Here is a 25,726-nt window from a genome sequence, read left to right as displayed (position 1 = left end):
CTTGCTGAAAGTGTCGCTGTCGAGTTAGCAGAAATCATCTGCCTATTTCCGCAGCTGGAATATTGAGACGATAGCCCACACCATAAACAGTTTCAATCAAAGATTCGTTCTCTTCTTCTCCTAATTTGCGTCTCAATAAGCGAATTTGTGCTGCTACGACATTGCTAACTGGTTCTGCACCAATTTCCCAAAGCTGATTAATAATTTGGTCGCGGCTGACAATTTGGTTAGGATGTCTCATGAAATATTCCAGCAATTGAAATTCCTTGACAGTTAAAGATAATACTTGATTTTCTCCGTGACCATACTGACGAGTAAGTTGATGAGTGCTGTAATTGAGTGTCAAACAACCTACTTGTAAGCGTCGGGGTTGGACTTGAGGTGTCAGCGTTGCTCCTACGTAAGAGGATCGCCGTTGTAATGCCCGCAATCTTGCCAGCAGTTCTGCCATATCAAAGGGTTTAACCAAATAATCATCTGCACCGCTATCTAGACCAATAATCTTTTCCTCCATTCGGTCTTTAGCCGTTAGCATTAATACAGGTAGAGTTAATTGACGCGATCGCAACCATTTACACAACTCTATCCCCGAAACTCCAGGCAGCATCCAATCAAAAATCGCAAGTGTGTACTCAGTCCAGCCAGTTTCTAAATATTGCCATGCCTGAGTACCATCTAGAAACCAGTCAACTATATACGCCTCATGGCTCAGGACTTGTTTGATTGCTGCACCTAAATCTGCTTCATCCTCAACTAATATCAGCCGCATAGTCAACCCAGTGCTAAAAGCCTTCTTTAATTACGCTTTCACGAAAAAGTGAAATAATTATGAAATTTTTATTCTACTTAAGAAAGAAATAAATATTGATGCCTGCATAGTTTTTGATTTATACAAAAATAAAGTTTTTCTGCTTGTTCAGTTATCAATACTTATTATCTTAATAGTAGGAAGCAAACTTTATATAGCAATCATAAATCAGTTTTGAAAAATAGTTTTTTAATCGAACCACAGAGATGTAGAGAACACGGAGAGGTAATAAATAGAGATTTTCACGAATGATGTAGGACTGGTATAGCTATTTTATAAACGATGTGACAACTATCAATAACATAGTTGTCACAATAGTGAAATAATCTCGCAAATCTGGAAGGGAATTTTTAAGGCATAAAATAAAAAAATTAAACTTATCTGGTCATTATAGGCTAAAGTAAATAAAACTAGGCTTGCGATAATCAGGCTCACAGCTACTTTTAAAGAGAAAACTTCTGCGCCACCCCAAGCACTAAATTTGAAAAATCAAAACATAATAAGAAGTGATAGTAATGTCGAATTCCAGAGATACAGACAATGGATGGTCGCAGTTAACTCGTGGTGCGCCATTGGCAGTAATAGTAGCTGCGGCACTCTACATTTTATATCAACTTTTACCAGTATTAGAACTTTTAGTTATTGCAGCATTGATCGCTTTAATTTTGCGAACTCTATTACGATTTTTGCAAAAGTTAGTCAAATCACAGGATATTGCTGTTTTGCTACTGATTGGATTAATCATCGGATTTGTGGTGGTATTAGCTACTGTAGTCCTACCTAATGTGACATTTGAATCTCAAAAATTAATCAAAACATTACCAACTTATCTCAATACGTTGACAGGAGATGTTGAGCGACTGCGCCAAAAATTCACTTTTATTCCTGACATTTCGCTAGCACTAATACAATTACGGAATTTGACCGAGCAGTTGCTAAGGGGAGTACCAGTTTTCTTAGGTGAAGCTTTAAGTTTAACCGTTGAGTTGGTAGCGACGTTAATTTTAGCGCTTTACATGGCTTACGATCCTAATTCCTTAGTGAAAGGGATTTTAAGATTAGTACCAAGGCAACATCAACAGAGGTTTAAACGAATCCTTAAGGCTTGTGAAATAAGATTGCGAGGCTGGATTTTTGGTACAGGAATAGCGATGATATTTCTGGGTGCTGGAGTAACGTTTGGACTTTTGATTTTGGGGATTCCGTCAGCCCTAACATTTGGGATTATTACAGGATTATTTGAAATAATTCCTTACTTTGGTTCGATTATTGGCGCTTTTTTACCAGCATTAGTAGCATTGAGTATTTCACCGCTAAAACTAATATTTGTATTGATACTTTTCTTTGTAATGAATCAAATAGATGCCCATATTGTTCAACCTTTAGTGATGAGTCAGCAAGTTAATATCCATCCAGTAATGGTGATTATGACATTTTTGGTAATGGGTAAGCTATTTGGATTTATTGGTGTGCTGCTTGCAGTGCCTGCAGCAGCAGTGATCATTACGCTTATTGATGAGTTTACGCCTGAAGAAAAGCTGATAGAGTCAGTAGGAATTGAAGGTAGAATAGATGTTAAATCGAACGACTAAATAAACAACTATCATATTCACTCAGGTGAACACTATTCCTAAGCTTCGTAAATTGGCGAAGGTATTAAATAGCGATCGCCTTTCAATACATTTCGGATCAAAAAGAGCCATTATTATGCAGAATAACTCATCACCCAAACCAACAATTGAATACTGGCACGTCTGGACTGACAACGACGGTATAAGTCACCAATCCCGTTGTCAAATTGAAGACTTCCAGGACGTGCGTTAATATACTCCTTTGGTGAAGCAAACTACGTGTAGCGTGTCGTAGAGAAGCCTCTATATATGAATGACACACAGGTAACGCAGAGAAGCCCATCGCTTGAAGCATCATCCTGTTAAAAAGCTAGTTATTGCTTTCAGTTTACTCACTTGACATTGCTATCCACAATTTATATCCTTCTAGAGGACGATAAAAAACTATAGCAATCTCGATATCATAGTTTCTGATTGCATATTTTATTTAGTTACTGAATTTATCTATAAAAAAGTTTAATTTGGATAGAGCTTTTCCTACCCTATTGCATGAGAACTTTGTCGTAGTTTGTAGTAACTAAACTCACCAGCTATCATTTTTTCCTGAAATATAAACCTCATAATTTAGGAGTATTCAGTTCTAGGAGGTTGTACAGCGCAACTTAATTTTTCTATGGAAGAATCATTGCCCATTACTATTCTGATCAGTGCAACAGTTGTGGCTGGTATTGCTGCTCAAGTTCTAGCTGGTTATTTTCACATTCCTAGTATAGTCTTGCTACTTCTGTTTGGGATTCTTCTGGGACGAGATGGGTTTGATTTTTTAAATCCATCTTTACTGGGCATTGGTTTAGAAGTTGTGGTTTCCCTATCAGTGGCGCTGATTTTATTCGAGGGTGGTTTAAATCTACAGTTAGGAGAGTTAAAAGAGGTTTCTAGTAGTCTTCGTAATCTTGTCACTTTGGGAGTGCTGATTACCTTAACTGGTGCTGGAATGGCTGCACACTGGCTGAGTGAATTTCCCTGGTCAATTGCTTTTCTTTATGCCTCCTTAGTGGTTGTGACAGGCCCAACAGTAATTAATCCACTCCTCAAACAAATTGGTGTGGAAAAAAAAGTCTCAACACTTTTAGAAGGAGAGGGTGTTTTTATCGATCCAATTGGTGCGATTTTGGCTGTGATTGTGCTTCACTTTGTTTTGAGTGGAAATTTGGAGCCACTCATTTTAATTAAGGGTCTAGTTTTGCGTTTGGGTATAGGCGTAGTTATTGGTATAGCTGGAGGTTGGTTACTATCCCAAATTATCAAACAGGATCAATTCTTATCCCAAGAGTTAAAAAATCTAGTCGTTTTAGCTAGTGTCTGGGGTTTATTTAGTTTGGCACAGGTGTTACGTAGTGAATCTGGTTTGGTGGTTGCTGTAGTTATGGGGATAGTTTTAAGAGCTAATAACCTGCCTTCGGAGCCTTTATTGCGTCGATTTAATCAACAGTTGAGCATTTTAGCTAATTCGGTTTTGTTCATTCTGTTAGCAGCAGACTTATCAATTGCCAGTGTTTTCGCTTTAGGTTGGGGTAGTGTTCTGACAGTTCTAGTGCTGATGCTAATAGTGCGTCCTATTAATATTTTAATATCTACCTGGAATCAAGGTTTTAACTGGCAACAGCAGTTATTTTTATCTTGGGTTGCTCCTCGTGGAATTGTAGCTGCTTCTTTGGCTTCTTTATTTGCAGTTTCACTTACAAAACAGGGTATCAATGGCGGTGATTCAATTAAAGCCTTAGTATTTTTGACAATAATGATGACAGTTTTTTTCCAAGGATTGACGGCTGGTTGGGTCGCCAGTCTGCTTGATTTACGTTTAATAGATCAAATAGATCAAGATTCTTTGCAAGGAACTAATGATGATGTCAATAGCCAAAAAGATGTAGATAAAAACAGCTTTGCTTCTGAGTTAATTGAGTCGTAGCTAAAAATTTTTTACTAACTTATCGAAATTATCACTCTTGTTCTCGTAAATTAGTTTATTTATGCCATCTCAAATTACTCAACCTGTCTTACTAATTGGTAGTAGAAATGACCGACTTTTACCTTCAGAAGTAGAAGCACAATATTTAAGTAATATTTTCCCTAATCATCAGATAATAACTTTACCTCATAGCGGTCATGCTTGCTTAGTTGAAAGGGATGTTAATCTCTATCAACTTTTATTATCCGCTAATTTTACTGTTGCATAGTGTACTATTTTAACTGATATACCATGACTCATTTGATAAATAAAAAAACTGTTTGGCTAAAATTGGCTTTGAGAATTTTTAGTATAGGATTGCTACCTGCACTAACTACTCATTCTGCTTTAGGTGCAGAGCGCCTAAAATTTAATTATGGTCTTTTAGAAAGCTCTATCCCAATTAGTTCGCTCGAAACCTATGCTAAAACAGGCAAAGTAGACAATGATTTAGCTGGATATAGTCATTATGTAGACAAAAAACAACTAGCTCAACTGCGTCAGGTTTTACTAACTCCTATTCCTTTAAATCAAGTAGAAGTTTCGCAATTTCTTTATACACCCATTGGTGAGCGATTATTAGAAAAATTGGGGAAAGTTATTCAGACAGAATCTCACTTATCAGGGTTCTATGCAATTCGTGCAGCACTGATTTTGTCAGCCGCAGATCAAAAAAGTTTTACACTTTTAAATGTATTACGTAAGTTTCCAGCAAGCGCAATTTCAATTAACTTAGACCAGAGTTTGGCAATAGCAGAGTCATTACAGAATTTAGTAAATCAAACTCAAAATGCAGTAGCACTTATTAACCAAGAATCTCAAAAAAAGGTAACTACAGCTTCTACACTTAAGACTGTTCCATTAATTGACTTGGGAAAAACCGGAAGTTTTCGCTTCTCAAAGCAAACTATTACACTTAATGATCTCTCGCGTCAGAGGAGATTTCCTGCTGATATTTACCTCCCAACTGCTCAAACTCCTCGTCCGATAATTGTCATTTCACACGGACTTGGTTCTGATAGAACGAGTTTTGCATATCTAGCTGAACATCTCGCATCATATGGTTTTGTGGTTGCTGTTCCAGAACATCCTGGTAGTGATGCAAAACAACTGCAAGCATTATTAGCAGGTACAGCCGATAGAGTTACTAATCCTAGAGAACTAATTGATAGACCTTTAGATATTAAATTTTTACTAGATGAACTCACTAGATTATCACAGTCTGATTCAACATTTAAGGGACGTTTAGATTTAGAAAAAGTTGGTGTAATAGGGCAATCATTTGGTGGATATACGGCATTAGCATTGGCGGGTGCAAAGATTAATTTTGAGCAACTGAAAGCTGACTGTCCAGCCTTAAAAGATACGTTAAATGTTTCGCTTTTACTTCAATGTTTAGCGCTAAATTTACCAAATGCTAAATATAACTTATCTGACGCAAGGGTAAAAGCAGTAATTGCGATCGATCCAGTTGATAGTAGTATTTTTGGTCAAGCTAGTCTCAGCCAAATCAAAATTCCGGTGATGATTGTATCTGGCAGTTCTGATACAGTTGCTCCGGCTTTACCAGAGCAAATTCAGCCTTTTACTTGGTTAACAACTCCAAGTAAATATTTAGTACTTATCAATGGTGGTACACATTTTTCTACTATTGCAGAATCACCAAATGCAACCGTACCTCTTCCTACACAAGTAATCGGTTCAAGTCCTGCTTTGGCACGTCGTTATGTTAAAGCTTTGAGTGTTCCCTTTTTTGAAACATACATTGCTGAACAGTCGAGTTACCTTCCTTATTTGAGTACAGATTACGTTAATACAATTAGCCAGCAGCCACTACCGTTAAGTTTAATTAAATCTCTGACACCTGAAGAATTAGAACAAGCGTTTAAATAAAGATTTTGAAGCTATAGATTGATGAAATCAACACTAAACATATTACATTTTAGAAGTTGAAATATCGGTGAGAAATCGGTTACTAATAAAAAAATGCAATCTAAATTAATTTCTATCTCATTTGAAAATATCAAATGTCGAATTAAATTTTAACTGATTGCGGTGTCGAAGCGAGTGTTGGAGGGTTAGTGGATCTTGGTATGACTAACAAAGAAAAATATACGGCAAATATACCAGGCGATTAGAAATCGCGGCTACACAAACGTTCGCCCTTGGCGTTCCCGAAGGGTAGGCCGCCTGCGCGGACTTTAGGAATTTGAAACCCACGGAGGTGGGTTTTGTCTGTATAGCCGCGTACTCCTACGGAGAAGCAAGCTACGCGTCAGCGTGCCGTAGGCTCTATTATATTCGCCAGGGCAGGTGTGTTTTTACACTCATTGAGATGCTCCCTTTAGTTATGGTTACTGAGCTTGTTGAAGTATGGGGATTCTTAATTTTGAATTCGGAGGAAACGACGTGAATTTTCCCGTTAAGTCTGGAAATATCAAAATAAGGGTTTGAAGCCACAAGCAATTATCAACAAGTCAGATTTAATGTTTGAGTTGATGTATAAATTATACAAATTCTGATAAACCATTCAAAAGCGGTAGATGAAATTGAACTTATTTACCTATCAAGATACAGGAAGTATTCGATGTTTTCTGTTCTAGTGAAAAGCTAGGGAACTAATCAGGAATTTTGCGGAGGTCGAGAGTTAATCAACAGAAAGTGATGAGCGAGTGCAACAGTGAAGAAATTCTTCGAGAACTCTGCGGTCATTTAAGATTTGATTCAAAAGGAGATCAACATGAGAACTATTGAACCTGAAATTGATGAGCAAGTTGTTAGCTCTGGATGGACAACCGCGATCGCTATTCTGATGATCGTGTTAGGCATCATTGCGATCGCCTTTCCCTTCTTTGCCAGCGTTGCTTCAACCTTACTATTTGGCTGGATATTCATCTTTGCCGGAATTACTCAAATCGTTTATGCCTTTCAATCGAGAGGTGCAGGTAAAGTTGTCGGGAAGCTGATTCTCGGTCTTTTATATTTTCTGGCTGGAATTTTAGTAGTGGCAAATCCGCTAAAAGGGGTGCTGGCTTTCACGTTAGTCTTGGGTATTACCATTTTTGTGCAAGGCATCATTCAAGTGTCCATTGCATTTCAAATGCGCCGGATTTCACCTAACTGGGGATTGATGCTGGTGAGCGGAATCATCGGCATTATTTTCGGTATTTTCGTTTGGTCTAACTTTCCGTTTAGCGCAATTTGGCTGATTGGCACTTTCATTGGAATCAATCTCTTGTTTGATGGAGTTTGGATGCTGACTCTGCATTCAGGACAGCGACGCACTTTACAGTAGAGATTCAGAGCCGCACCGCACACAGCAGGACAAGTGGTATGCGTTTGTCGAGTGTGTCTCACAGTTTGACACACCTGCTATTTTTCAAAGCCAAGATTTAGAGAGTAATGCCTTATGTCTAGCTACCTAGAATCCAAATCTCATCCTTCAGAGAGGCAGCAAGCTGCTAGTTTACTGCGATCATTGGGGTGGAGTGGGTTTTGGATACAGTTTGTTTTAACCATTGTTTCTCTTCTCATTTTAGGGTTCGCGATTCTCGATCCGACTCTCAACCTCAATCTCAAATCAGGGATCGGGTTGCTGTCCGTGATTGGTGGAATTGCGGCTTTAGGCTTAAGCATTTACTGGTTCTTTCGCTACGTTCATCTTGGGCAACAATTGTCAGCCCCGGAACCAGCTTTACATCCTAGCCGTAAGAAAATAATTCAAGTTTTACAACTAGGAGTTCTAGTCAACTTGGCAGCAATGTTGCTGACGTTAGTCAGTATCGAAACAATTGTTGGCGGCTTGCTTCTCAAAACACTATCAGTTCCACCAGGAGCCGCTATCTATCGGACAGGACAACTGATTGAGCCGATTGATATTTTTGTCGTACAAGCAAATATCAGTATGATTGTGGCTCAATTTGTGGGAATTGGAATTCCATTTTGGCTTGCAAGTCGCGTAGAACACCATTAGATAAGTGAGATGAACCTGAAGGCTCGAAACAATGAACTTTAAACGCATTCTGGTTGCCATTAATCATTCTCCTTTAACATCCATCGTGTTTGATCGGGCACTCAATTTAGCGCAGCAAGAGCAAGCTAAATTGATGATCCTTCATTGCCTCGTAGATTTTACTGGGATCGATCCAGGATTCGAGTCAGGTGGGATGTTTGGACCCTATCCGATCAACACTGGGCTTTCTCCATCATTTCGCGCGGAAACACTTCAGCTAGAGATTGAGCAGGCAAAAACTTGGTTACAAGAATATTGTGATCAGGCAACTGCCCGAAATATTTCAACTGAATATCAACACCATTTTGGTGAGCCAGGGGCAACGATTTCTAGTGTTGCTCAAGAGTGGAATGCCGATCTGATCGTACTGGGTCGGCATGACCACTTTGCGATGGGCTACGCCCCACTGGAAGCGATCGCAGAATTTTTCGTCGGTAGTGTCAGCAATCATGTGGTTGATCGTGCGAATTGTTCTGTTTTAGTCATAAAAGATACAAATCCTGATAAAGATAAATAAAGAGGGAAGAACCGTGAAAGTAATTGATCAGACTGGCGGAATCGGCTTAGAAATTGGGACATTAACCATAAAAACAAAGACCCTTTCCCCAGAACTACTTCACAAGATAGATGCCTACTGGCGTGCCGCCAACTATCTGTCAGTTGGGCAAATTTATCTCTACGACAATCCATTGCTGAAAGAGCCTCTGAAACTCTCCCATGTCAAACCACTGGTGGTTGGACACTGGGGTACGACACCGGGACAGAACTTCATCTATGTACACTTGAATCGGGTAATTAAGAAATATGACCTAGATATGCTCTACATCGCTGGCCCTGGTCACGGGGGCCCAGCAATTGTGGGCAACGTTTACCTCGAAGGTACCTGGAGCGAAGTTTATCCCAACGTCACTCAGGACGAAGCTGGGTTGAAAAAGTTGTTCACGCAATTCTCATTTCCTGGTGGGATTTCCAGCCACGTTGCGCCGACAACGCCAGGGTCAATTCACGAAGGGGGTGAGTTGGGGTACTCCCTCAGTCATGCTTTCGGGGCTGCCTTCGACAATCCCTCACTGATTGTCGCCTGCGTCATCGGCGACGGGGAAGCCGAGACAGGCCCCTTAGCGACCGCATGGCAATCTAACAAGTTACTCAACCCAATTACCGACGGTGCCGTGCTGCCAATCCTGCACCTGAATGGCTACAAAATCAACAACCCAACCGTCTTAGCTCGCATCGAGCATGAGGAGTTAGAGCAATTTCTTAGAGGTTGCGGCTGGACACCTTACTTTGTGGAAGGTGACGAGCCGGAAAAGATGCATGAACTTATGGCCACCACCCTGGACAAGGCGATCGCAGACATTCGGCAAATCCAAAGTAATGCGCGCAACAAGAACGATATGACTCGCCCACGCTGGCCGGTGATCGTCCTGAAATCGCCCAAGGGCTGGACGGGGCCAAAAGTCGTGGATGGTCTGCAAATCGAAGGCACATCGCGATCGCACCAGGTGCCGCTACTGGTGAACTCCGAGCATCCCGATCATGTCCAACAGTTGGAAAGTTGGATGAAAAGCTACAAGGCAGAAGAACTGTTCGATGAAAACGGATGCCTCCTGCCGGAATTGGCTGAACTAGCCCCGAAGGGCGATCGCCGCATGGGTGCGAACCCCCACGCCAACGGCGGCATACTACTGCACGACCTGCAAATGCCGGACTTCCGCGACCATGCAGTGCAGGTGCCTTCGCCTGGTGCTGTTGACGGTCAAGATACCCTCGTACTGGGCCAATTCCTGCGTGATGTAGTCAAGCTGAATCAGCGCAATTTCCGCATCTTCGGACCCGATGAGACACTCTCGAATCTTTTGGGCGCGGTGTTTGAAGTTACTAACCGTCAGTGGGAAGCACGGGAAGAAAAAAATGATGAATTCCTCGCGCCCGCCGGACAAGTATTGGACTCGATGCTCAGTGAACACCAGTGCCAGGGTTGGTTGGAAGGCTATCTGCTAACTGGGCGGCACGGGCTATTCAACAGCTATGAGGCGTTTATTCGTATCGTTGATTCGATGTTCAGCCAGCACGCCAAGTGGCTAAAGGTAACATCGGAACTGCCCTGGCGACGGAAGATTGCATCGCTGAACTATCTGCTCGCCTCCCACGTCTGGCAGCAGGATCATAACGGCTTCACGCACCAAGACCCCGGTTTCCTCGACCACGTAATCAACAAGAAAGCCGATATTGTGCGTGTGTACCTGCCACCCGACGCGAACTGTCTGCTGTCGGTCTTCGATCACTGTTTACGCAGCCGACACTACGTGAATGTGGTAGTTGCTGGCAAACACGCCCTCCCGCAATGGCTGAGTATGGAAGCGGCGATCGTGCATTGCACTGAAGGCATTGGCATCTGGCAATGGGCTAGCAACGACCAGGATACCGAGCCGGATGTGGTGATGGCTTGCTGTGGAGATACGCCGACGTTAGAGATTTTGGCTGCCGTTTCCATCCTGCGAGAACATCTGCCGGATCTGAAAATTCGGGTAATTAATGTTGTCGATCTGATGAAGTTGCAGTCCGAGAGCGAACATCCGCACGGACTGAGTGAAGCAGATTATGATTCACTCTTCACCAAAGACAAGCATATCATCTTTGGCTTTCATGGATACCCCTGGCTGGTGCATCGGCTGACCTACCGCCGTACCAATCGCAATCTCCACGTCCGGGGGTACAAGGAAGAGGGCACGATCACAACGGCTTTTGACATGAGGGTGCAAAATGACCTGGATCGCTTTCATCTGGTGCAAGACGTGGTGGATCGTCTGCTGCATTTGGGTAGTAAGGGAGACTATCTCAAGCAGATGATGCAGGATAAGTTGATCGAACATAAGCATTACATCGACAAGCACGGCGAAGACTTGCCGGAAATCCGCAATTGGAAGTGGAGCCACCCCAAATGAAGGCACGTGCTTTCGTGTGCTGTTTCTACATTTTGGGAATTTTTCAAGGAGATCGAACATGACCACCCAGATTGAAGTTAAAGGTCGGAACACTCCGTTCACACTGGATTGGGAAAAGCGGCGCTGGCAGTCTTTGGAGAAGCAGCAGGAGAGTGATTTTCCGTTGATCGCAGTTTTGGATGGCAAGCGCTATGAGCTGTATTCCGATGGAACATTCGCCGAGGTAGAGCGGTGAGTAAAAAGGCATTATTTCCAGCGACGAGCGCCCTGCGCGCCACTGAGAGATCACATGAGTTCACATGATCTGATAGCCACTGGCACAACAATGGAGTCACTATGACATCCAGACAGGTTGATGATTCTCAAAATAATTCTCAAAGTGGTTCTACCCAGACAACTGGTAGCACTGTCATTGAAAAAGAAAAACCTGCCGAGGTGCAAGAAGTCCTGCCTTCTGAGCCTCAGCCCCCACCCCAGAAACCCTGGCAAAAGGTGCCTAAAGCTTTAGGTATTATCCTGGCAATCGCCATTCTCGCTGGCGTAGGATACGGGGTTTACCACCTGTTTTTCTACCATACCGAGCCAGAGGGACTGTTTCTCAGTGGGCGGATTGAAGGCTACGAAACCGACATCGCCGCCAAAACAGGCGGCAAAGTTGCTAATGTGGCGGTGAGGGAAGGGGATGACGTGAAGCCTGGTCAGGTTTTGGTGCGTCTGGATGACTCGGACTTACAGGCACAGTTGCAAGGTACTATTGCTCGCGTGAGTCAGGCAAAAGAAGTTTTAGTGAGCTATCGGCAGCAGTTGCCGATCCTGCAAGCTCAATTGCAGCAGGCAAACGTGACGACCCACCAGGCACAACAGGATAGCCAGGGTAAAGTGACGCAGGCAGTGAACGCCCTTGCCTCCAATCGCGCTGATCTGGCGGCAGCACTGGCGAATCTGAAGCTGGCACAAAGTCAACAAAAACGGTATGTAGCCTTGTATAGTGAGGGTGCTGTCTCGGCTGATTTAGCCGATCAGTATAAGAATGCTGCCGCCACTGCCCAAGCCAAAGTTGAAGCTGCCCGTCAGACCATGCGAGCGGCAGTAGGAACCCTGACGCAAGCACAAGCGACGTTAAGCAATACACCAATTAAAGCAGCGGCAGCAGTGCAGATTGAGAAACAAATTGCCCAGGCGCAAACTCAGATCAGTGTCTATGAGCAAGCGCTGCTAGATGCTAAGGCAACACAGGCGCAAACCCAGGCGAATTTGAATTATCTGGTGATTAAAAGTCCGATGGTGGGCAACGTGATCACGCGGGATGCGGAACCGGGTGAGGTGATTGCTGCCGGGGCACCACTGCTGACGCTGGTAAACCAGGACAAGCTGTATCTGCGCGGCTTTGTGGCAGAAGGGCAGATTGGCAGTGTCAAGCTGGGTCAGCGATCGCTGGTGTATCTTGATTCGGCTCCTGATCGCCCTCTGGAAGCAACTGTCACTCGTATCGATCCCAAAGCCAGCTTTACGCCTGAAAACATCTATTTCCAAAAAGACCGGGTGTTGCAGGTCTTTGGCGTAGAACTCACCCTCAAAGATGCCCAGGGTTTAGCAAAACAGGGAATGCCCTCTGATGGACGCATCCTCATTCCCGCAGCGTCCCAAAAGCGTGTGTCGGTTCTTTTGCCCAATTTTCTTGGCTTCCTCTAACCGTCCTCCTCTAGTTCCAATACTTGTCGGGAAAAGGGAATTAACAATTCAAATGACACAGGCTCTTCAGGCAACGACTCCATCCCAGCGAACGAATGCGCCGATCATTTCCCTGCGTGATTTGCGGCATCATTATAGTAAGCAAGCCCAGGATGCTGTTGCTGGCATCAATTTAGACATTTATCCTGGCGAAATCTTTGGGTTGATTGGTCCCGATGGCGCTGGAAAGACGACGACCTTTCAGATTCTCTCTGGAGTGATGCCGCAAACCAGCGGCATTGTGGAAGTGATGGGGTTGCATCCCAGGGAGGCGCGGTTGCAGATGGGCTACCAGACGCAACGCTTTAGCCTGTACCTGGACATGAGCGTTGCGGAAAACCTGCAATATGCGGCAGGTTTGCGGGAGGTGAGCGATCGCGACTTCAAAAGCCGCAGTGAACATTTCCTCGGCTTGTTGGATCTGGCACGCTTCAAAGAACGGCTAGCGGGGAAGCTCTCTGGCGGGATGAAGCAAAAGCTGGGATTGTGCTGCACTCTCATTCACAATCCCCGCATTGTGCTGCTAGATGAACCAACGACAGGCGTTGATCCCATTTCGCGGCGGGAGTTTTGGGATATTTTGGCGCAGCTTGCCAGCACGGAAGGACTCACAACCGTGGTTGCTACACCCTACCTGGATGAAGCCGAGCGCTGTTCCCGCATCGCCTTTATGTATGAGGGAAAAATTCAGCAATGTGATACACCAGCCAGAGTGAAAGCCAGCCTGGGTATGCAGAGGTTGGAAGTGTATCTACCCGTTGACCAGTTGGACGACGCAGAGGATAAGCTCAAGCACGATGCGGATCTGCAAGAATCGATTGCTGATGTGCAGCGCTTTGGCGATCACCTGGATGTCCTCACCGCCCAACCCCAGCAAACAACCACTGACCTCCAGGGCGTTCTGGAGCGGCATCAGATCCAGGTAAAGAATGTTGTAACCGATACACCGACCTTAGAAAACGCCTTCGTCTTGCGTCTGCGCGACCTCAAAGGGGACATAGCAGCAGGTGAATATCCGCATATTTTTCGGCAACAGCGATCGCTAGGGACGGCGATCGGCGCTCAACATCTCAATAAAGTATTCGGTAATTTCAATGCGGTTAAAGACATCAATTTAGACATCCAATATGGGGAGGTGTTTGGGCTGTTGGGCGCAAATGGAGCGGGTAAAACCACCGCCATAAAAATGCTGTGCGGTTTGCTAACAGCCAGTTCTGGCAAGGTCATGCTGGCAGGTGAAACAGGTGAACTGCGGAGTGAACAGGTGCGCCAAAAACTTGGTTATATGTCTCAAAAGTTCACGCTTTACGATGACCTGACGATCAACCAAAATCTGGAATTTTACTGCGGTGTTTATGCAGTGCCACGTAAACACCGCCGCGCCAAGAAAAATTGGGTGTTGCAGATGAGCGACCTGGTGGGACAAGGCGATCGCATGACGGGTGACTTACCTGGCGGCTGGAAGCAGCGAGTTGCCTTTGGCGCATCGGTGATGCACGAACCCAAAATTGTCTTTTTGGATGAGCCAACGTCGGGTGTTGATCCACTGGCACGACGACAGTTTTGGCGTTGGATCAATCAGTTTGCGCGGGAAGGAATGGCAATTTTGGTAACTACCCACTATCTGGAAGAAGCTGAACAGTGTCACCGCCTGGGCTTCATGGTGGCTGGAGAACTCGTCGCTCAGGGGACACCGCGACAAGTCAAAGATGACCAACCGGGACGGCTGATTGAGTGGGAGTGCGAACCGTTGCAGCAGGCATCTGATCTGCTCAAACAGAAGTTCGATCGCTGGCGCGTCTCCATTTTCGGTTCCCGGTTGCACACTATTCTCAATGACCCCAGTAGTCAGGTGCCGCAAATCGAACAATGGCTGAAGGAGCTTGGGATCACCATTCACAGTCACCGTGAAATTGCATTTTCGCTAGAAGACGTGTTTATCAGCGTCGTGGAGCAAGCACGGCAGCGCGGGCTTGAGATTTCAGTCGATTAGGAGAAATACTTGTGGCAGTACGACCCAAACGGATCATTGCTCAAATCCTCAAAGAACTGACCCAACTGGGACGCGATCGCCTGACCTTAACAATGGCACTGGGTTTACCCATCCTGCTGTTGCTGCTGTATGGCTTTGCCGTCTCGCTGCAAGTCAACGAGATTAACTTTGCCTTTCAAGATTTATCGATGACCCCTAGCAGCCGGGAATACATTGCCACCTTTGAACGCACACAGACCTTCCAGCTGGTTACACAGGGTCCTGGTGTGGATCTTCCTCATCTGCTGGATCAGGGGCGGATTTCCGGCGGCATCATCATTCCCCCCAAATTCTCGCGGGATTTAAACCGAGCCGATCGCACAGCAAACGTGCAGCTTTTGCTGGATGGCAGCGATTCCAACACCGCTAATGTGATTCGTGGCTATGCCAACGCGACGAACAGCGCCTTTGTCCAGAACTTACAATCATCTGGTGCGACTACTCCGGTCAATTTGCAATCACGACTATGGTATAATCCCGGCTTGGAAACCCTGAAATATATCGGTCCTGGCGCGATCGCTATGACGGTAACGCTGTTTCCACCCCTGCTGGCGGGTTTAGCGACCGCAAAAGAGCGGGAACAAAGCACGATTCTACAAGTGTACGCTTCTAGCCTCACGGGTACAGAATACCTGTTGGGGAAAGCAGTGGCATTTTGGCTGGTGGGTATGGCAGAAATTTTGCTTGTCAACCTGGAGTCCTGGCTATGCTTTGGACTGTGGTTTGTGGGCGACCCTACGCCTGTTATTCTGGGTTCCGTTCTCTACATTGCCTGTGGCGTTTTATGGGGCATCTTTTTAGGTGCCAGTACCAACTCCCAGAGTACGGTGATTCAGAACGTTTCCTTCACCGCCTTTTTGCTCTCCCTCCAGCTATCGGGTTTCATTTACCCAATCGCAAATATTCCGATCGCCATCCAGTGGGTATCGCTGCTGATTCCGGCGCGACACTACATTCTGCTGACACGCAATGCCTACGCCCGTGGCTCTGGCTGGGTGAGTGATTGGAGTCCCTTACTAGGGTTGCTGCTGCTGGCAATCCTCTTTTTCTTCCTGGCTTGGCGCAAACTGCAAACGATGCAGGTGGAGTCCTAAATGATGCACTGGATTGACAGAATTTTGGGTAGTCGCTTCTGGGCGTTGTTTCAGAAAGAATGTACTCAAATCTTGCACAACCGTGCCCTGGTGATCCAATTGCTGTTGCCGCCAACTCTCTTTCTGATCTTGTTTGGTGTCGCGCTCGATCCTGATGTTAAAGGACTGAAAGTGGGGATTACAGACTACAGCCATAGTCGTGCTTCCCGCGAATTCACAGAAATTTTTAGCCAAACGGATGCGTTTACTGTCAGCAACCACTATGCCAATCAACAGGATATGACGGCGGATCTAGCAAAGGGTACCCTCACGCTTGGCATTGTGATTCCACCTGAATTTGCCGATGACATTGCCCGCAGACGCACGGCTGACGTGCAGGCACTCTTTGATGCGATCAATGCTAACACCGCCACTACAGCATCGACTTATGTCAGCCAATTGGTCAACGATTATAATCAGCGGCGATCGCAAGTAAACGCCTACAGTCAAGAAGTCGCCAGTGCCAGTAAAGCAACTAATAATACCACTACTTCAACGGACTATCCCTCCAGTCAACAGACTATCGGCTCCAGCCCGTTAACGACAAATCAAAACTTAGAGCCTTCAATCAGCACATCTAGCAATCAGAACAATAGTAGTACTCAGACTTCAAGTAGCAATGCCATCAATCAAACTTCTAATACCCTAACTAATAACTCTACTAGTCAAAGTTCTCCCAATGCCATCAATCAAACTTCTAATACCCTAACTAATAACTCTACAACTAGTAACGCAAATCAATCAAACATCAGTTCTGATAGTTCGATCAGCAGCACAATTGATCAGAACGTCAGATCTGCGACCAACAACTCTGATCAGCAGAATTCAAACACTTCAACCAACAGCGCCAATCAGCAGGACACCTCAAGCCCATCAATAGATACTCCCTCCAGCCAATCGTTACAGCGCAATCAAGTTGAGATGCAAACAGAGGTGCTTTACAATCCGGGATTAGATAGCGCCTGGTTTATTGTACCGGGAATTATTGGCATTTTGATGACTGTGCTTGGTTCTCAAACAGCCGCATCATTAGTGGTCAGGGAAAAAGAGGCAGGAACGATCGAACAACTGGTCATGACACCCACTTCCAGCACTCAGATCATCCTGGCAAAAATTATTCCGCTGCTAATTCTACTCACCTTTGATTTATTAGTGGGGTTAGTGGTAGGTAGGTTAATTTTTGGAATGCCATTTCGAGGCAACTTACTGCTTCTGCTGATCATTTCGATCCTTTACTTTACGGTGGGAATCAGTATCGGCATTCTGGTTGCTAGCTACGCCAAAAGCCAGCAGCAGTGCCAGCTCATTACTTTCTTTATCAACCCGCCCCTGTCGCTTCTCAGTGGAGCAACCTCTCCTATTGCCTCGATGAACTTGTTCATGCAATCGCTAACCTACTTGAACCCCATGCGTTACTTCATTGAAGTCTGTCGTGGCATCATCCTCAAAGGTGTGGGGCTAGAAGTTCTGTGGTCTCAAGTTTTGATTTTAATCGCGTTTGCGGCCATATTGTTGACTCTCAGCGTGCGCCAATTTAGCCGTCAGCTTGCGTAATTCTTTTCGCAGTGAAGTGATTAGTCGAACAGAAAATCAGATCGTTGTCAAAATATCTCAATGTTGTTCCCGTTAACCGAGTACCGTGGGTCTAAATCCCCGGATGCGACGCTCGATTACTCGCTCTAAGCGAAGCCATGCCGAAGGCTTTACGCTGCGCTATCGCAGACTCGCTAACACAAAACTTACAGCGATTTTCAGGTAAATGAACCACAAACAGACCTCACTTCCATTCCTCTCTCCTAAAAGGAGAGAGGCTTTCATTTTCTCCCCTTCCCTACAAGGGAAGGGGCTGGGGGTTAGGTCTCATAATTGTGGTCTAAATACATGAAAACTGCTGTAATTACGAATTACGTTAGCGTAGCGGGGCGCAGCCCATTACGAATTATTTAAGTCTGGAAATATCAAAATAATCAGAGTTTGAAGCCACAAGCAATTATCAACAAGTCATATTTAATGTTTGAGTTATGTATAACTTATACAAATTCTGATAAAACATTCAAAAGTGGTAGATGAAATTAAACTTATATACCTAGCAAGATATAAGAAGTATTTGATGCTTTATGCTTTAGTGAAAAAGTGAGAAATCAGAAAACTAATCAGGAATTTTGTGGAGGTTGAAAGTTAATCAACAGAAACTAATAAGCAAGTTGTTAGCTCTGGATGAACAACTATAATCGTTATTCTCACGATCATGTTGGACAAGTTAATTGAGCATAACCCGCATTTCTCACAAGCATTAGAAGACTTGCCGGAAATCCGTAATTGGAAGTGGAGTTCGGGTGCAACACCGAGAGAGAAACCGTTGGTAGGAAAAACACCTGTACCGACCTGAAATAAGGCAAAGGAGTTCCGAATGTCCATATGGAACGAAATAAAAACATTTATATGAAATCAAATGTTGCTGAAATGATGATTGCACCTTCGCTCCTTGCCTCCAACCAGTCTTGCTTAGGACAAGAAGCCGAACGTGCCGGACGTTCTGGTGCCGATCGGCTGCACCTCGATATCATGGATGGCCACTTCGTCCCGAACATTTCCTTCGGTCCGCAAGTTGTCAAAGCCATCCGCCCACTCACCAAACTTTTCTTTGACGTTCATCTCATGTGTTCCCAGCCAGACATCCTGCTCGAACCCTTTGCGAAAGCCGGCGCGGACGAAATGATCATTCACATCGAACTTGGCGAACAAGTCCCATCCCTGATCCACAAAATAAAATCCCTCGGCAAAAAAGTTGGACTCGCCATCAATCCACCGACTGCGATCGCTGCCGTCCAGCCGTTTCTCGAACAAATTGATCTATTGCTTGTGATGACTGTCAATCCCGGATTCGGCGGACAGGAATTTATCCCCAAATGCCTGCCCAAAATCCGGCAGGCCCAAGGGTGGCGGCGCGAAAAAAACCTGTCCTACCGCATCAGCGTAGATGGCGGTATCAATGACCAGACTGCCGCCGAATCCGCCCGCGCCGGAGCAGATACATTTGTGGCGGGCACGAGCTTGTTCGGTGCCCCCAGCCTGAAAGTTGCCGTCAAAAAAATGCGCCAGATTGTTAACGAGAACCAACCCGGCGCTAGCGGATGGGAAATTTTGAAATCAACGGGCGAATCAAATTCACCTGATTCATTTCTTTGCATCCAAAAGATCCACCTTCCAGAGTGGAGCAACCCGAAATGAATGTCCAAAAGCTGATAGAAACCGCGAAGATGCTTGTTGCTGACAATCAGGGTCTGCTGGCACAAGAAAAGATGCAAGCAATGTCTGAAAAAACCGTGAATCTGGAATCAGCAATCGATCGCTTTCTCACATCGATTCCACCAGGCTATTAGACGATCGCTAGTGTGGAAGGGTTAAAAAACCTATTAAAGAACCCTCAAACTGTGTTGGTGGATGTGCGAGAAGCCTCTGAGTATAAGTCTGGACATATACCTGATGCAATCAATATTCCCCTCCAAACCCTGGCGCACAATCTGGAGCAAGTTCCGCACGATGCTACGGCGGGCTACGCCTACGCCCTGTAGTGCTGTACTGTTCCGCCGGTTATCGATCGGCAAGGTTGCTTATGAAGAAATGTTTAATCACACCAGCACAGAATGGGCACCCTGGTATGTAATCCCAGCAGATCACAAATGGTTTACTCGCCTTGTGGTAGCAGGCATCATTTATGCCCAATTGAAGGCACTCAATCTCAACTATCCCAAAGTCAGCGAAGCAAAACACCAGGAACTTTTGCAAGCAAAGGAAATGCTTGAGAGTCAGAAATAAAGACCACAATCCTTTAACGGAGTACCGTGGGTTTAAATCCCCCGATTCAAAAAATCAGCAAGTTTTGGGTCGGGGTCTGTCTTGCAAAGTGCGGTCTTGGGGAGACCCCAAGACCGCACTTTGCGCTAAATCCCAGTCACAAAACTTAATTACGAATTATTTAATGGAGACTAACTCCATCACGGACTTTGAGGAAAGCGTCATGAAAATCAGTCCCCTGGCCGGAAAGCCTGCACCCTTGGAAATACTAGTCGATGTGCCACGGCTGATCACCGCCTACTACACCGAGGTTCCCGACCCATCAGTACCGGAACAGCGAGTGTCCTTTGGCACATCTGGTCATCGCGGCTCGTCATTCAAACGGGCTTTCAACGAATGGCACATCCTGGCAATTACTCAGGCGATTTGCCTCTATCGCACGCAACAAAAAATCACTGGCCCTCTGTATCTCGGTATGGATACGCACGCGCTCTCTGTTCCGGCTGGCGCTACTGCACTTGAGGTACTGACAGCAAATGGAGTCGAAGTGATGATCGCCGTTGGGGACGAATATACCCCAACCCCAGTAATTTCTCATGCGATTTTGACTTACAATCGCGATCGCAAAAGCGGATTCGCTGACGGGATTGTGATCACACCCTCCCACAATCCGCCCCATGACGGTGGTTTCAAATATAACCCACCGCCTGGTGGGCCAGCCGACAACACGATCACTGGTTGGATTGAAGGAACGGCGAATGCGCTGCTGGAAGCCCGACTCCAAGGAGTGAAACGAATTCCCTACGAGCAGGCTCTACACAGTGCCACGACGCATCGACACGACTATGTGACCGCCTACGTCAACGACCTGGGCAATGTAATCGACCTGGATATCATTCGCAGCGCCAAGATATGTCTCGGCGTTGACCCCCTTGGCGGTGCTGGTGTCCATTACTGGGCGCGGATCGCGGAGCAACATAGTTTAAACCTGACCATTATCAACGAGACGGTCGATCCCACCTTTCGTTTCATGACGGTGGATTGGGATGGACAGATTCGGATGGACCCGTCTTCGCCCTATGCGATGCAACCACTGATCGAGATGAAGGATCGCTTTGATCTTTCCTTCGCCTGTGACACCGACTACGACCGACATGGCATTGTCACCAGAAGCGAAGGATTGCTACTGCCTAATCACGACCTCTGCGTGGCAATTTTCTATCTTTTTCAAAACCGGACGAAGTGGCACAAGGAAGCGGCGATCGGCAAAACGGTAGTGAGCAGCCAGATGATTGACCGGATAACTGCCAAACTTGGCCGGCAGCTTTTCGAGGTACCGGTCGGTTTCAAGTGGTTTGTGGGAGGATTGCTAGATGGCTCACTGGGATTTGCGGGAGAAGAGAGCGCGGGTTCGGTGTTCGCTCGTCTGGATGGCAGCGTCTGGACGACGGACAAGGACGGATTCGTTCCCTGTTTGCTGGCGGCGGAAATTACAGCGCGGACAGACCACGATCTCGGCGAAATCTACCGCGAACTCACGCACGAATTCGGTGAGCCTGTCTACGATCGCGTTCAGACACCCGCTACTCCAGAGCAAAAGGAAAAGTTGGCAAACCTCTCACCGCAACAGGTGACGCTCACCGAACTGGCGGGTGAAAAAATTCAGAAGGTACTCACTCATGCACCAGGCAACGGTGCTGCCATTGGTGGATTGAAAGTGATGACCGAAAGCGGATGGTTCGCGGCACGTCCGTCAGGAACCGAGGACATCTACAAGATTTATGCAGAGAGCTTCCAAGGAACAGAGCATCTGCACCACATCCTGGAACAAGCACAGACGATTGTCAGCAATGCTTTGGCGGCATCCCCACAGAAGTTGGGGATTGCATCCAAGGCAAACCAAAAGGAGAACCCTTGAGCCAACAAACACCTTTCAGCACGTCGAACAACCGTTTTTTACCGACAGATGTCGAGGGGTTCGATTCCCTTACCGAACTAGCTTTGGATCTGCGTTGGTCGTGGAACCATACTACTGATGAAGTCTGGCGGCAGCTTGATCCTGCACTTTGGGAGTTGACTCAAAACCCTTGGGTGGTCTTACAGACTGTCTCAAGGGACAAACTCCAGAGGGCGCTAGCCAATCCAGCCTTCTGTAAGAATGTGGATGAATTGTTGCAAATCAGGCGTCAGGAGGCAACTGCACCAGCCTGGTTTCAGCAACGGTATCCGCAGTCTCCATTGAAATGTGTCGCGTATTTCAGCATGGAATTCATGTTGAGTGAAGCGCTGCCCATTTACTCAGGCGGACTCGGCAATGTCGCCGGAGATCAGCTCAAAGCCGCCAGTGACCTGGGTGTACCGGTGGTTGCTGTGGGATTGCTCTATCAACAGGGCTATTTTCGTCAGGTGATTGACAAGGACGGCGCACAGCAAGCCCTTTATCCCTACAACGATCCCGGACAGTTACCGATCGCACCCTTGCGCCACCCCAACGGCGAGTGGTTGCGGTTGGAGATTGTCTTGCCCGGTTACTCGGTTTGGCTACGCACCTGGCAGGTACAAGTTGGCAGCGTGAAGCTTTACCTGCTAGACAGCAATGACGCAGCAAACTTTCCTGCCCATCGAGGCATTACCAGCGAACTGTATGGCGGCGGACCAGAGTTACGCCTCAAGCAAGAAATGCTGCTCGGTATTGGCGGCTGGCGACTGCTTGATGCCCTCGACATCCAGCCGGAAGTCTGCCATCTCAATGAAGGCCACGCGGCATTCGCTATTTTGGAACGAGCCCGAACTTTCATGAACGAGACCGGGCAGCCTTTTGAGGTCGCACTGGCGGTCACGCGAGCGGGGAACCTTTTCACCACTCACACGGCGGTGGCTGCTGGTTTTGACCGTTTTGCTCCGGCTCTCATCGAGCAATACCTTGGTCGGTATGCCCAAGACAAGCTGGGCATTACAGTCCACGATTTGCTGGCCCTGGGCCGTCAGAATCCAAATGATTCATCCGAGAGTTTCAATATGGCCTATTTGGCAATCCGTGGAAGCGGGGCGGTAAACGGGGTGAGTCGCTTACATGGTCAGGTGAGCCGGCGCATTTTCACGCCGCTCTTTCCCCACTGGCCAGAGGACGAAGTGCCGATTGGACACGTAACCAACGGAGTCCACATGCCAAGCTGGGAATCGTCTCCCGCCGATGATCTGTGGACGGGAGCCTGTGGAAAGGAGCGCTGGCTGGGTACGACAGAAAACCTGGGGCAGGACATTCGCCGCGTCTGTGACACCACACTCTGGCAGTTTCGGACAGCCGCCAGTAAGTCTCTGGTTGAATACGCCCGCCAACGCTTGTCCCAGCAATTGATCGTCTCCAACGACACGCCGGAGGCAATTAATGGCGCGAAGCATCTGTTTAGTCCCAACGCATTAACTTTGGGCTTTGCCCGCCGCTTCGCTACCTATAAGAGACCAAACTTGCTGCTGCACGATCGCGATCGCCTGCTTCGTCTCTTGACCAATCCGCAGCGTCCGGTGCAACTCATCATTGCTGGCAAGGCGCATCCGGCAGACCAGGGGGGACAAGCCCTGATTCAAGAATGGGTACGTTTCATCCGGCAACCTGAGATGCGCCCCCATGCGATGTTTCTCAGTGACTATGATATGCTTCTGACCGAACACCTGGTGCAAGGGGTGGATGTCTGGATCAACACGCCACGGCGACCTTGGGAAGCTTGCGGGACGAGCGGCATGAAGATACTTGTCAATGGCGGCATCAATTTATCTGAGTTGGATGGCTGGTGGGCAGAAGCCTACAATCCTGAAGTTGGCTGGGCATTGGGGGACGGTCAGGAGCATGGCGAAGATCCCGCTTGGGACGCGGTAGAAGCCAACGCGCTCTATGATCTGCTAGAGCAGGAAGTGATCCCGGAGTTTTACACCCGAGACGACAGCGGCATCCCCACGGCATGGGTCAAGCGGATGCGAGAAAGTATGGCGCAGTTGACACCGCGCTTTTCCGCCACCTATACGGTACGTGAATATACGGAGCAATACTACCTGCCGGCTGCCACTGCTTACCGCGATCGCGCTGCGAACAACGGCGAAGTCGGCAAGCAAATCGTCGATTGGCAGCACACTCTGCAAGATAAATGGGCAACGTTGTGCTTCGGCGAAATCAAGGTTGTGAGCGACGCACAAGGACACACATTCACAGTTGAAGTGTTTTTCGGTAGCCTTGACCCAAAGAGTGTGCGGGTAGAACTATATGCCAACGGAGTGAACGGCGGCAACAGGTCGCGACAGGAAATGAAGCGCAGTCAGCCATTGACCACGGGGAACGGTTACATCTTTAACACGCAGGTATCCGCAACACGCCCAGCCACAGAATATACGGTGCGTATTCTACCATACTGCGACGGGGTTGCGATTCCACTGGAAGATACACGAATCCTGTGGCAGCGATGATTCATTTTTGCATGGAGGATTGCCGCAAGGCAGGAGGCAGGAGGGTTTAAGTCTACTTTACTTTTATTAACATAGTTTGGTTTTTCCCCGTCGTTCTGCTTACTAGTTCAGAAAAAACAAATCATGGTTATCAAATTCAAGTGTCTAACTCATCAAGGTAATTGAAATGAAAACAATCAGCTCTTATCCATTATTTGGCTATCAACTTCAAGCGGGAAAGCTGATAGCGAGTACGTCCCAAAGCACAGTAAATTCGTCCTTATTTATGCAAAACTCCGTCCCGTATTACACTACTAACCCATTACTTCTTTTAATGGTAATTATTGGTGTTGGAGGTGTGTTAGCTTCAATTCTTTCGAGCGCTATTAAGGTGGTGAATGAGTGGGAAAAATTGGTGGTATTGCGGTTAGGAAAATTCCTCGCTCTCAAAGGACCGGGACTCGTTTTCATTATTCCGATCATTGACACCATACCTTACCGGATTGACACTCGCGTGATCACCTCTTCTTTTCAGGCGGAGAAGACTCTGACTAAGGATACGGTGCCGGTTGACGTAGATGCAGTTCTGTTTTGGAAGGTTGTAGATCCTCAGAAAGCAGCCCTGGATGTTGCGGACTATAAAAGTGCTATTAGTTGGGCTTCCCAAACGGCTTTGCGGGATGTCATCGGCAAGACCATGCTATCGGATATGCTGGAAGGCAGAGAGAAAATCAGTAAGGATTTGCAGAAAATCATTGACGAGCGCACCCAGTCATGGGGTATCAATGTTATCTCGGTGGAAGTTAAGGATGTACTGATTCCCTCGGCCTTGGAGGATGCGATGTCGATGCAGGCTCAAGCGGAAAGAGAACGTCAGGCGCGTGTGATTCTCGGAGATTCTGAGCGACAGGTGGCAGAGAAATTTGGGGAAGCGGCTAAGACTTATATCAACAACCCTGTGGCTCTGCATTTGAGGGCGATGAATATGCTTTATGAGGGTTTAAAAGACAATGCCACGATCGTCATTGTACCCAGCACAGCCGTAGAAAGTATGCAACTAGGGGGTCTTGCCGGGATGACAGCCTTGACTATGGGATTGGGCCAGGAGAAAAGCGAGATCAGAAAGCAAGAAGGCATTCAATCAATGAGGGATGTTGTAGAGCCAAATGGCACTAAATTAATCGCAAACCCTTAACGAACTTTGGGGGTTTAAGTCAAGAGTCTCTACAGGCAGCACGTTTTGATGCC

General features: G+C 46.6%; 21 protein-coding genes and 2 pseudogenes. 22 read left to right on the top strand and 1 reads right to left on the bottom strand.

Features of this window, described 5'->3' with window-relative positions; genetic code table 11:
* Nucleotides 1-34: 34 nt before the first annotated feature.
* A complete protein-coding gene (rppA, locus tag V7K97_RS03110) occupies nt 35-769 on the bottom strand; it encodes a two-component system response regulator RppA (protein ID WP_334799237.1) in 735 nt (244 codons plus the stop codon).
* 554 nt (nt 770-1,323) lie between these two features.
* Here rppA and V7K97_RS03105 point away from each other — a divergent pair.
* From V7K97_RS03105 to V7K97_RS03000, 22 genes and pseudogenes are all read left to right on the top strand, one after another.
* Complete coding sequence (locus V7K97_RS03105; protein WP_334799236.1) at nt 1,324-2,400, top strand: AI-2E family transporter; 1,077 nt, start codon at nt 1,324-1,326, stop codon at nt 2,398-2,400.
* A 25-nt stretch (nt 2,401-2,425) separates the two neighbouring features.
* Nucleotides 2,426-2,632 (top strand): hypothetical protein, encoded by a 207-nt coding sequence (locus V7K97_RS03100; protein WP_334799235.1) that lies wholly within the window; start codon nt 2,426-2,428, stop codon nt 2,630-2,632.
* 420 nt (nt 2,633-3,052) lie between these two features.
* Nucleotides 3,053-4,237 (top strand): annotated as a pseudogene (locus V7K97_RS03095) (cation:proton antiporter); the annotation flags it as partial.
* 172 nt (nt 4,238-4,409) lie between these two features.
* A complete protein-coding gene (locus tag V7K97_RS03090; RefSeq protein WP_334799234.1) occupies nt 4,410-4,616 on the top strand; it encodes an alpha/beta fold hydrolase in 207 nt (68 codons plus the stop codon).
* A 23-nt stretch (nt 4,617-4,639) separates the two neighbouring features.
* Complete coding sequence (locus V7K97_RS03085) at nt 4,640-6,280, top strand: alpha/beta hydrolase (RefSeq protein ID WP_334799233.1); 1,641 nt, start codon at nt 4,640-4,642, stop codon at nt 6,278-6,280.
* Nucleotides 6,281-7,127: 847 nt separating this feature from the next.
* Nucleotides 7,128-7,682 carry an HdeD family acid-resistance protein gene (locus tag V7K97_RS03080; RefSeq protein ID WP_334799232.1) on the top strand — a complete coding sequence of 185 codons (555 nt, stop codon included), beginning with the start codon at nt 7,128-7,130 and terminating at the stop codon, nt 7,680-7,682.
* Nucleotides 7,683-7,796: 114 nt separating this feature from the next.
* Nucleotides 7,797-8,360 carry a DUF3611 family protein gene (locus V7K97_RS03075; protein ID WP_334799231.1) on the top strand — a complete coding sequence of 188 codons (564 nt, stop codon included), beginning with the start codon at nt 7,797-7,799 and terminating at the stop codon, nt 8,358-8,360.
* 31 nt (nt 8,361-8,391) lie between these two features.
* Nucleotides 8,392-8,916: a universal stress protein gene (locus V7K97_RS03070; protein ID WP_334799230.1), complete on the top strand. Its 525-nt coding sequence runs from the start codon at nt 8,392-8,394 to the stop codon at nt 8,914-8,916.
* A gap of 22 nt (nt 8,917-8,938) precedes the next feature.
* Complete coding sequence (locus tag V7K97_RS03065) at nt 8,939-11,347, top strand: phosphoketolase family protein (protein ID WP_442936915.1); 2,409 nt, start codon at nt 8,939-8,941, stop codon at nt 11,345-11,347.
* A gap of 58 nt (nt 11,348-11,405) precedes the next feature.
* Nucleotides 11,406-11,582, top strand: a complete 177-nt coding sequence (locus V7K97_RS03060) for a hypothetical protein (protein WP_334776479.1) — start codon at nt 11,406-11,408, stop codon at nt 11,580-11,582.
* Between the two features lie 101 nt (nt 11,583-11,683).
* Nucleotides 11,684-13,039 carry an HlyD family secretion protein gene (locus V7K97_RS03055; protein WP_334799229.1) on the top strand — a complete coding sequence of 452 codons (1,356 nt, stop codon included), beginning with the start codon at nt 11,684-11,686 and terminating at the stop codon, nt 13,037-13,039.
* 52 nt (nt 13,040-13,091) lie between these two features.
* Nucleotides 13,092-15,071, top strand: coding sequence for an ATP-binding cassette domain-containing protein (locus V7K97_RS03050; protein WP_334799228.1), 1,980 nt, complete (start codon nt 13,092-13,094; stop codon nt 15,069-15,071).
* An 11-nt stretch (nt 15,072-15,082) separates the two neighbouring features.
* The gene (locus tag V7K97_RS03045) at nt 15,083-16,204 is read left to right on the top strand and encodes an ABC transporter permease (protein ID WP_334799227.1); all 1,122 of its coding nucleotides are present in this window, start codon (nt 15,083-15,085) and stop codon (nt 16,202-16,204) included.
* On the top strand, nt 16,205-17,797 hold the full coding sequence (locus V7K97_RS03040; RefSeq protein ID WP_334799226.1) for an ABC transporter permease: 1,593 nt from the start codon (nt 16,205-16,207) through the stop codon (nt 17,795-17,797). It abuts the gene before it with no gap.
* 694 nt (nt 17,798-18,491) lie between these two features.
* Complete coding sequence (locus V7K97_RS03035) at nt 18,492-18,632, top strand: hypothetical protein (RefSeq protein WP_334799225.1); 141 nt, start codon at nt 18,492-18,494, stop codon at nt 18,630-18,632.
* A gap of 53 nt (nt 18,633-18,685) precedes the next feature.
* The gene (gene rpe / locus V7K97_RS03030; RefSeq protein WP_334799224.1) at nt 18,686-19,474 is read left to right on the top strand and encodes a ribulose-phosphate 3-epimerase; all 789 of its coding nucleotides are present in this window, start codon (nt 18,686-18,688) and stop codon (nt 19,472-19,474) included.
* Complete coding sequence (locus V7K97_RS03025) at nt 19,471-19,626, top strand: hypothetical protein (RefSeq protein ID WP_334799223.1); 156 nt, start codon at nt 19,471-19,473, stop codon at nt 19,624-19,626. Before rpe ends, V7K97_RS03025 begins: the two co-directional genes overlap by 4 nt.
* A 12-nt stretch (nt 19,627-19,638) precedes the next feature.
* Nucleotides 19,639-19,818 (top strand): rhodanese-like domain-containing protein, encoded by a 180-nt coding sequence (locus tag V7K97_RS03020; protein WP_334799222.1) that lies wholly within the window; start codon nt 19,639-19,641, stop codon nt 19,816-19,818.
* 37 nt (nt 19,819-19,855) lie between these two features.
* Nucleotides 19,856-20,062: pseudogene (locus V7K97_RS03015) on the top strand (hypothetical protein); the annotation flags it as partial.
* A gap of 202 nt (nt 20,063-20,264) precedes the next feature.
* Nucleotides 20,265-21,959 carry a phosphoglucomutase (alpha-D-glucose-1,6-bisphosphate-dependent) gene (gene pgm / locus V7K97_RS03010; protein WP_334799221.1) on the top strand — a complete coding sequence of 565 codons (1,695 nt, stop codon included), beginning with the start codon at nt 20,265-20,267 and terminating at the stop codon, nt 21,957-21,959.
* Nucleotides 21,956-24,499: an alpha-glucan family phosphorylase gene (gene glgP, locus V7K97_RS03005; RefSeq protein WP_334799220.1), complete on the top strand. Its 2,544-nt coding sequence runs from the start codon at nt 21,956-21,958 to the stop codon at nt 24,497-24,499. The genes pgm and glgP overlap by 4 nt, the downstream gene beginning before the upstream one ends.
* Before the next feature lie 265 nt (nt 24,500-24,764).
* Nucleotides 24,765-25,673 carry a slipin family protein gene (locus V7K97_RS03000; protein ID WP_334799219.1) on the top strand — a complete coding sequence of 303 codons (909 nt, stop codon included), beginning with the start codon at nt 24,765-24,767 and terminating at the stop codon, nt 25,671-25,673.
* Nucleotides 25,674-25,726: the final 53 nt, after the last annotated feature.

The sequence above is a fragment of the Nostoc sp. genome (genome assembly GCF_036917815.1).
Classification (GTDB): domain Bacteria; phylum Cyanobacteriota; class Cyanobacteriia; order Cyanobacteriales; family Nostocaceae; genus Nostoc.
Note: the sequence above shows the minus strand (reverse complement) of the source record. Positions and strands in the feature narration are given on the sequence as shown.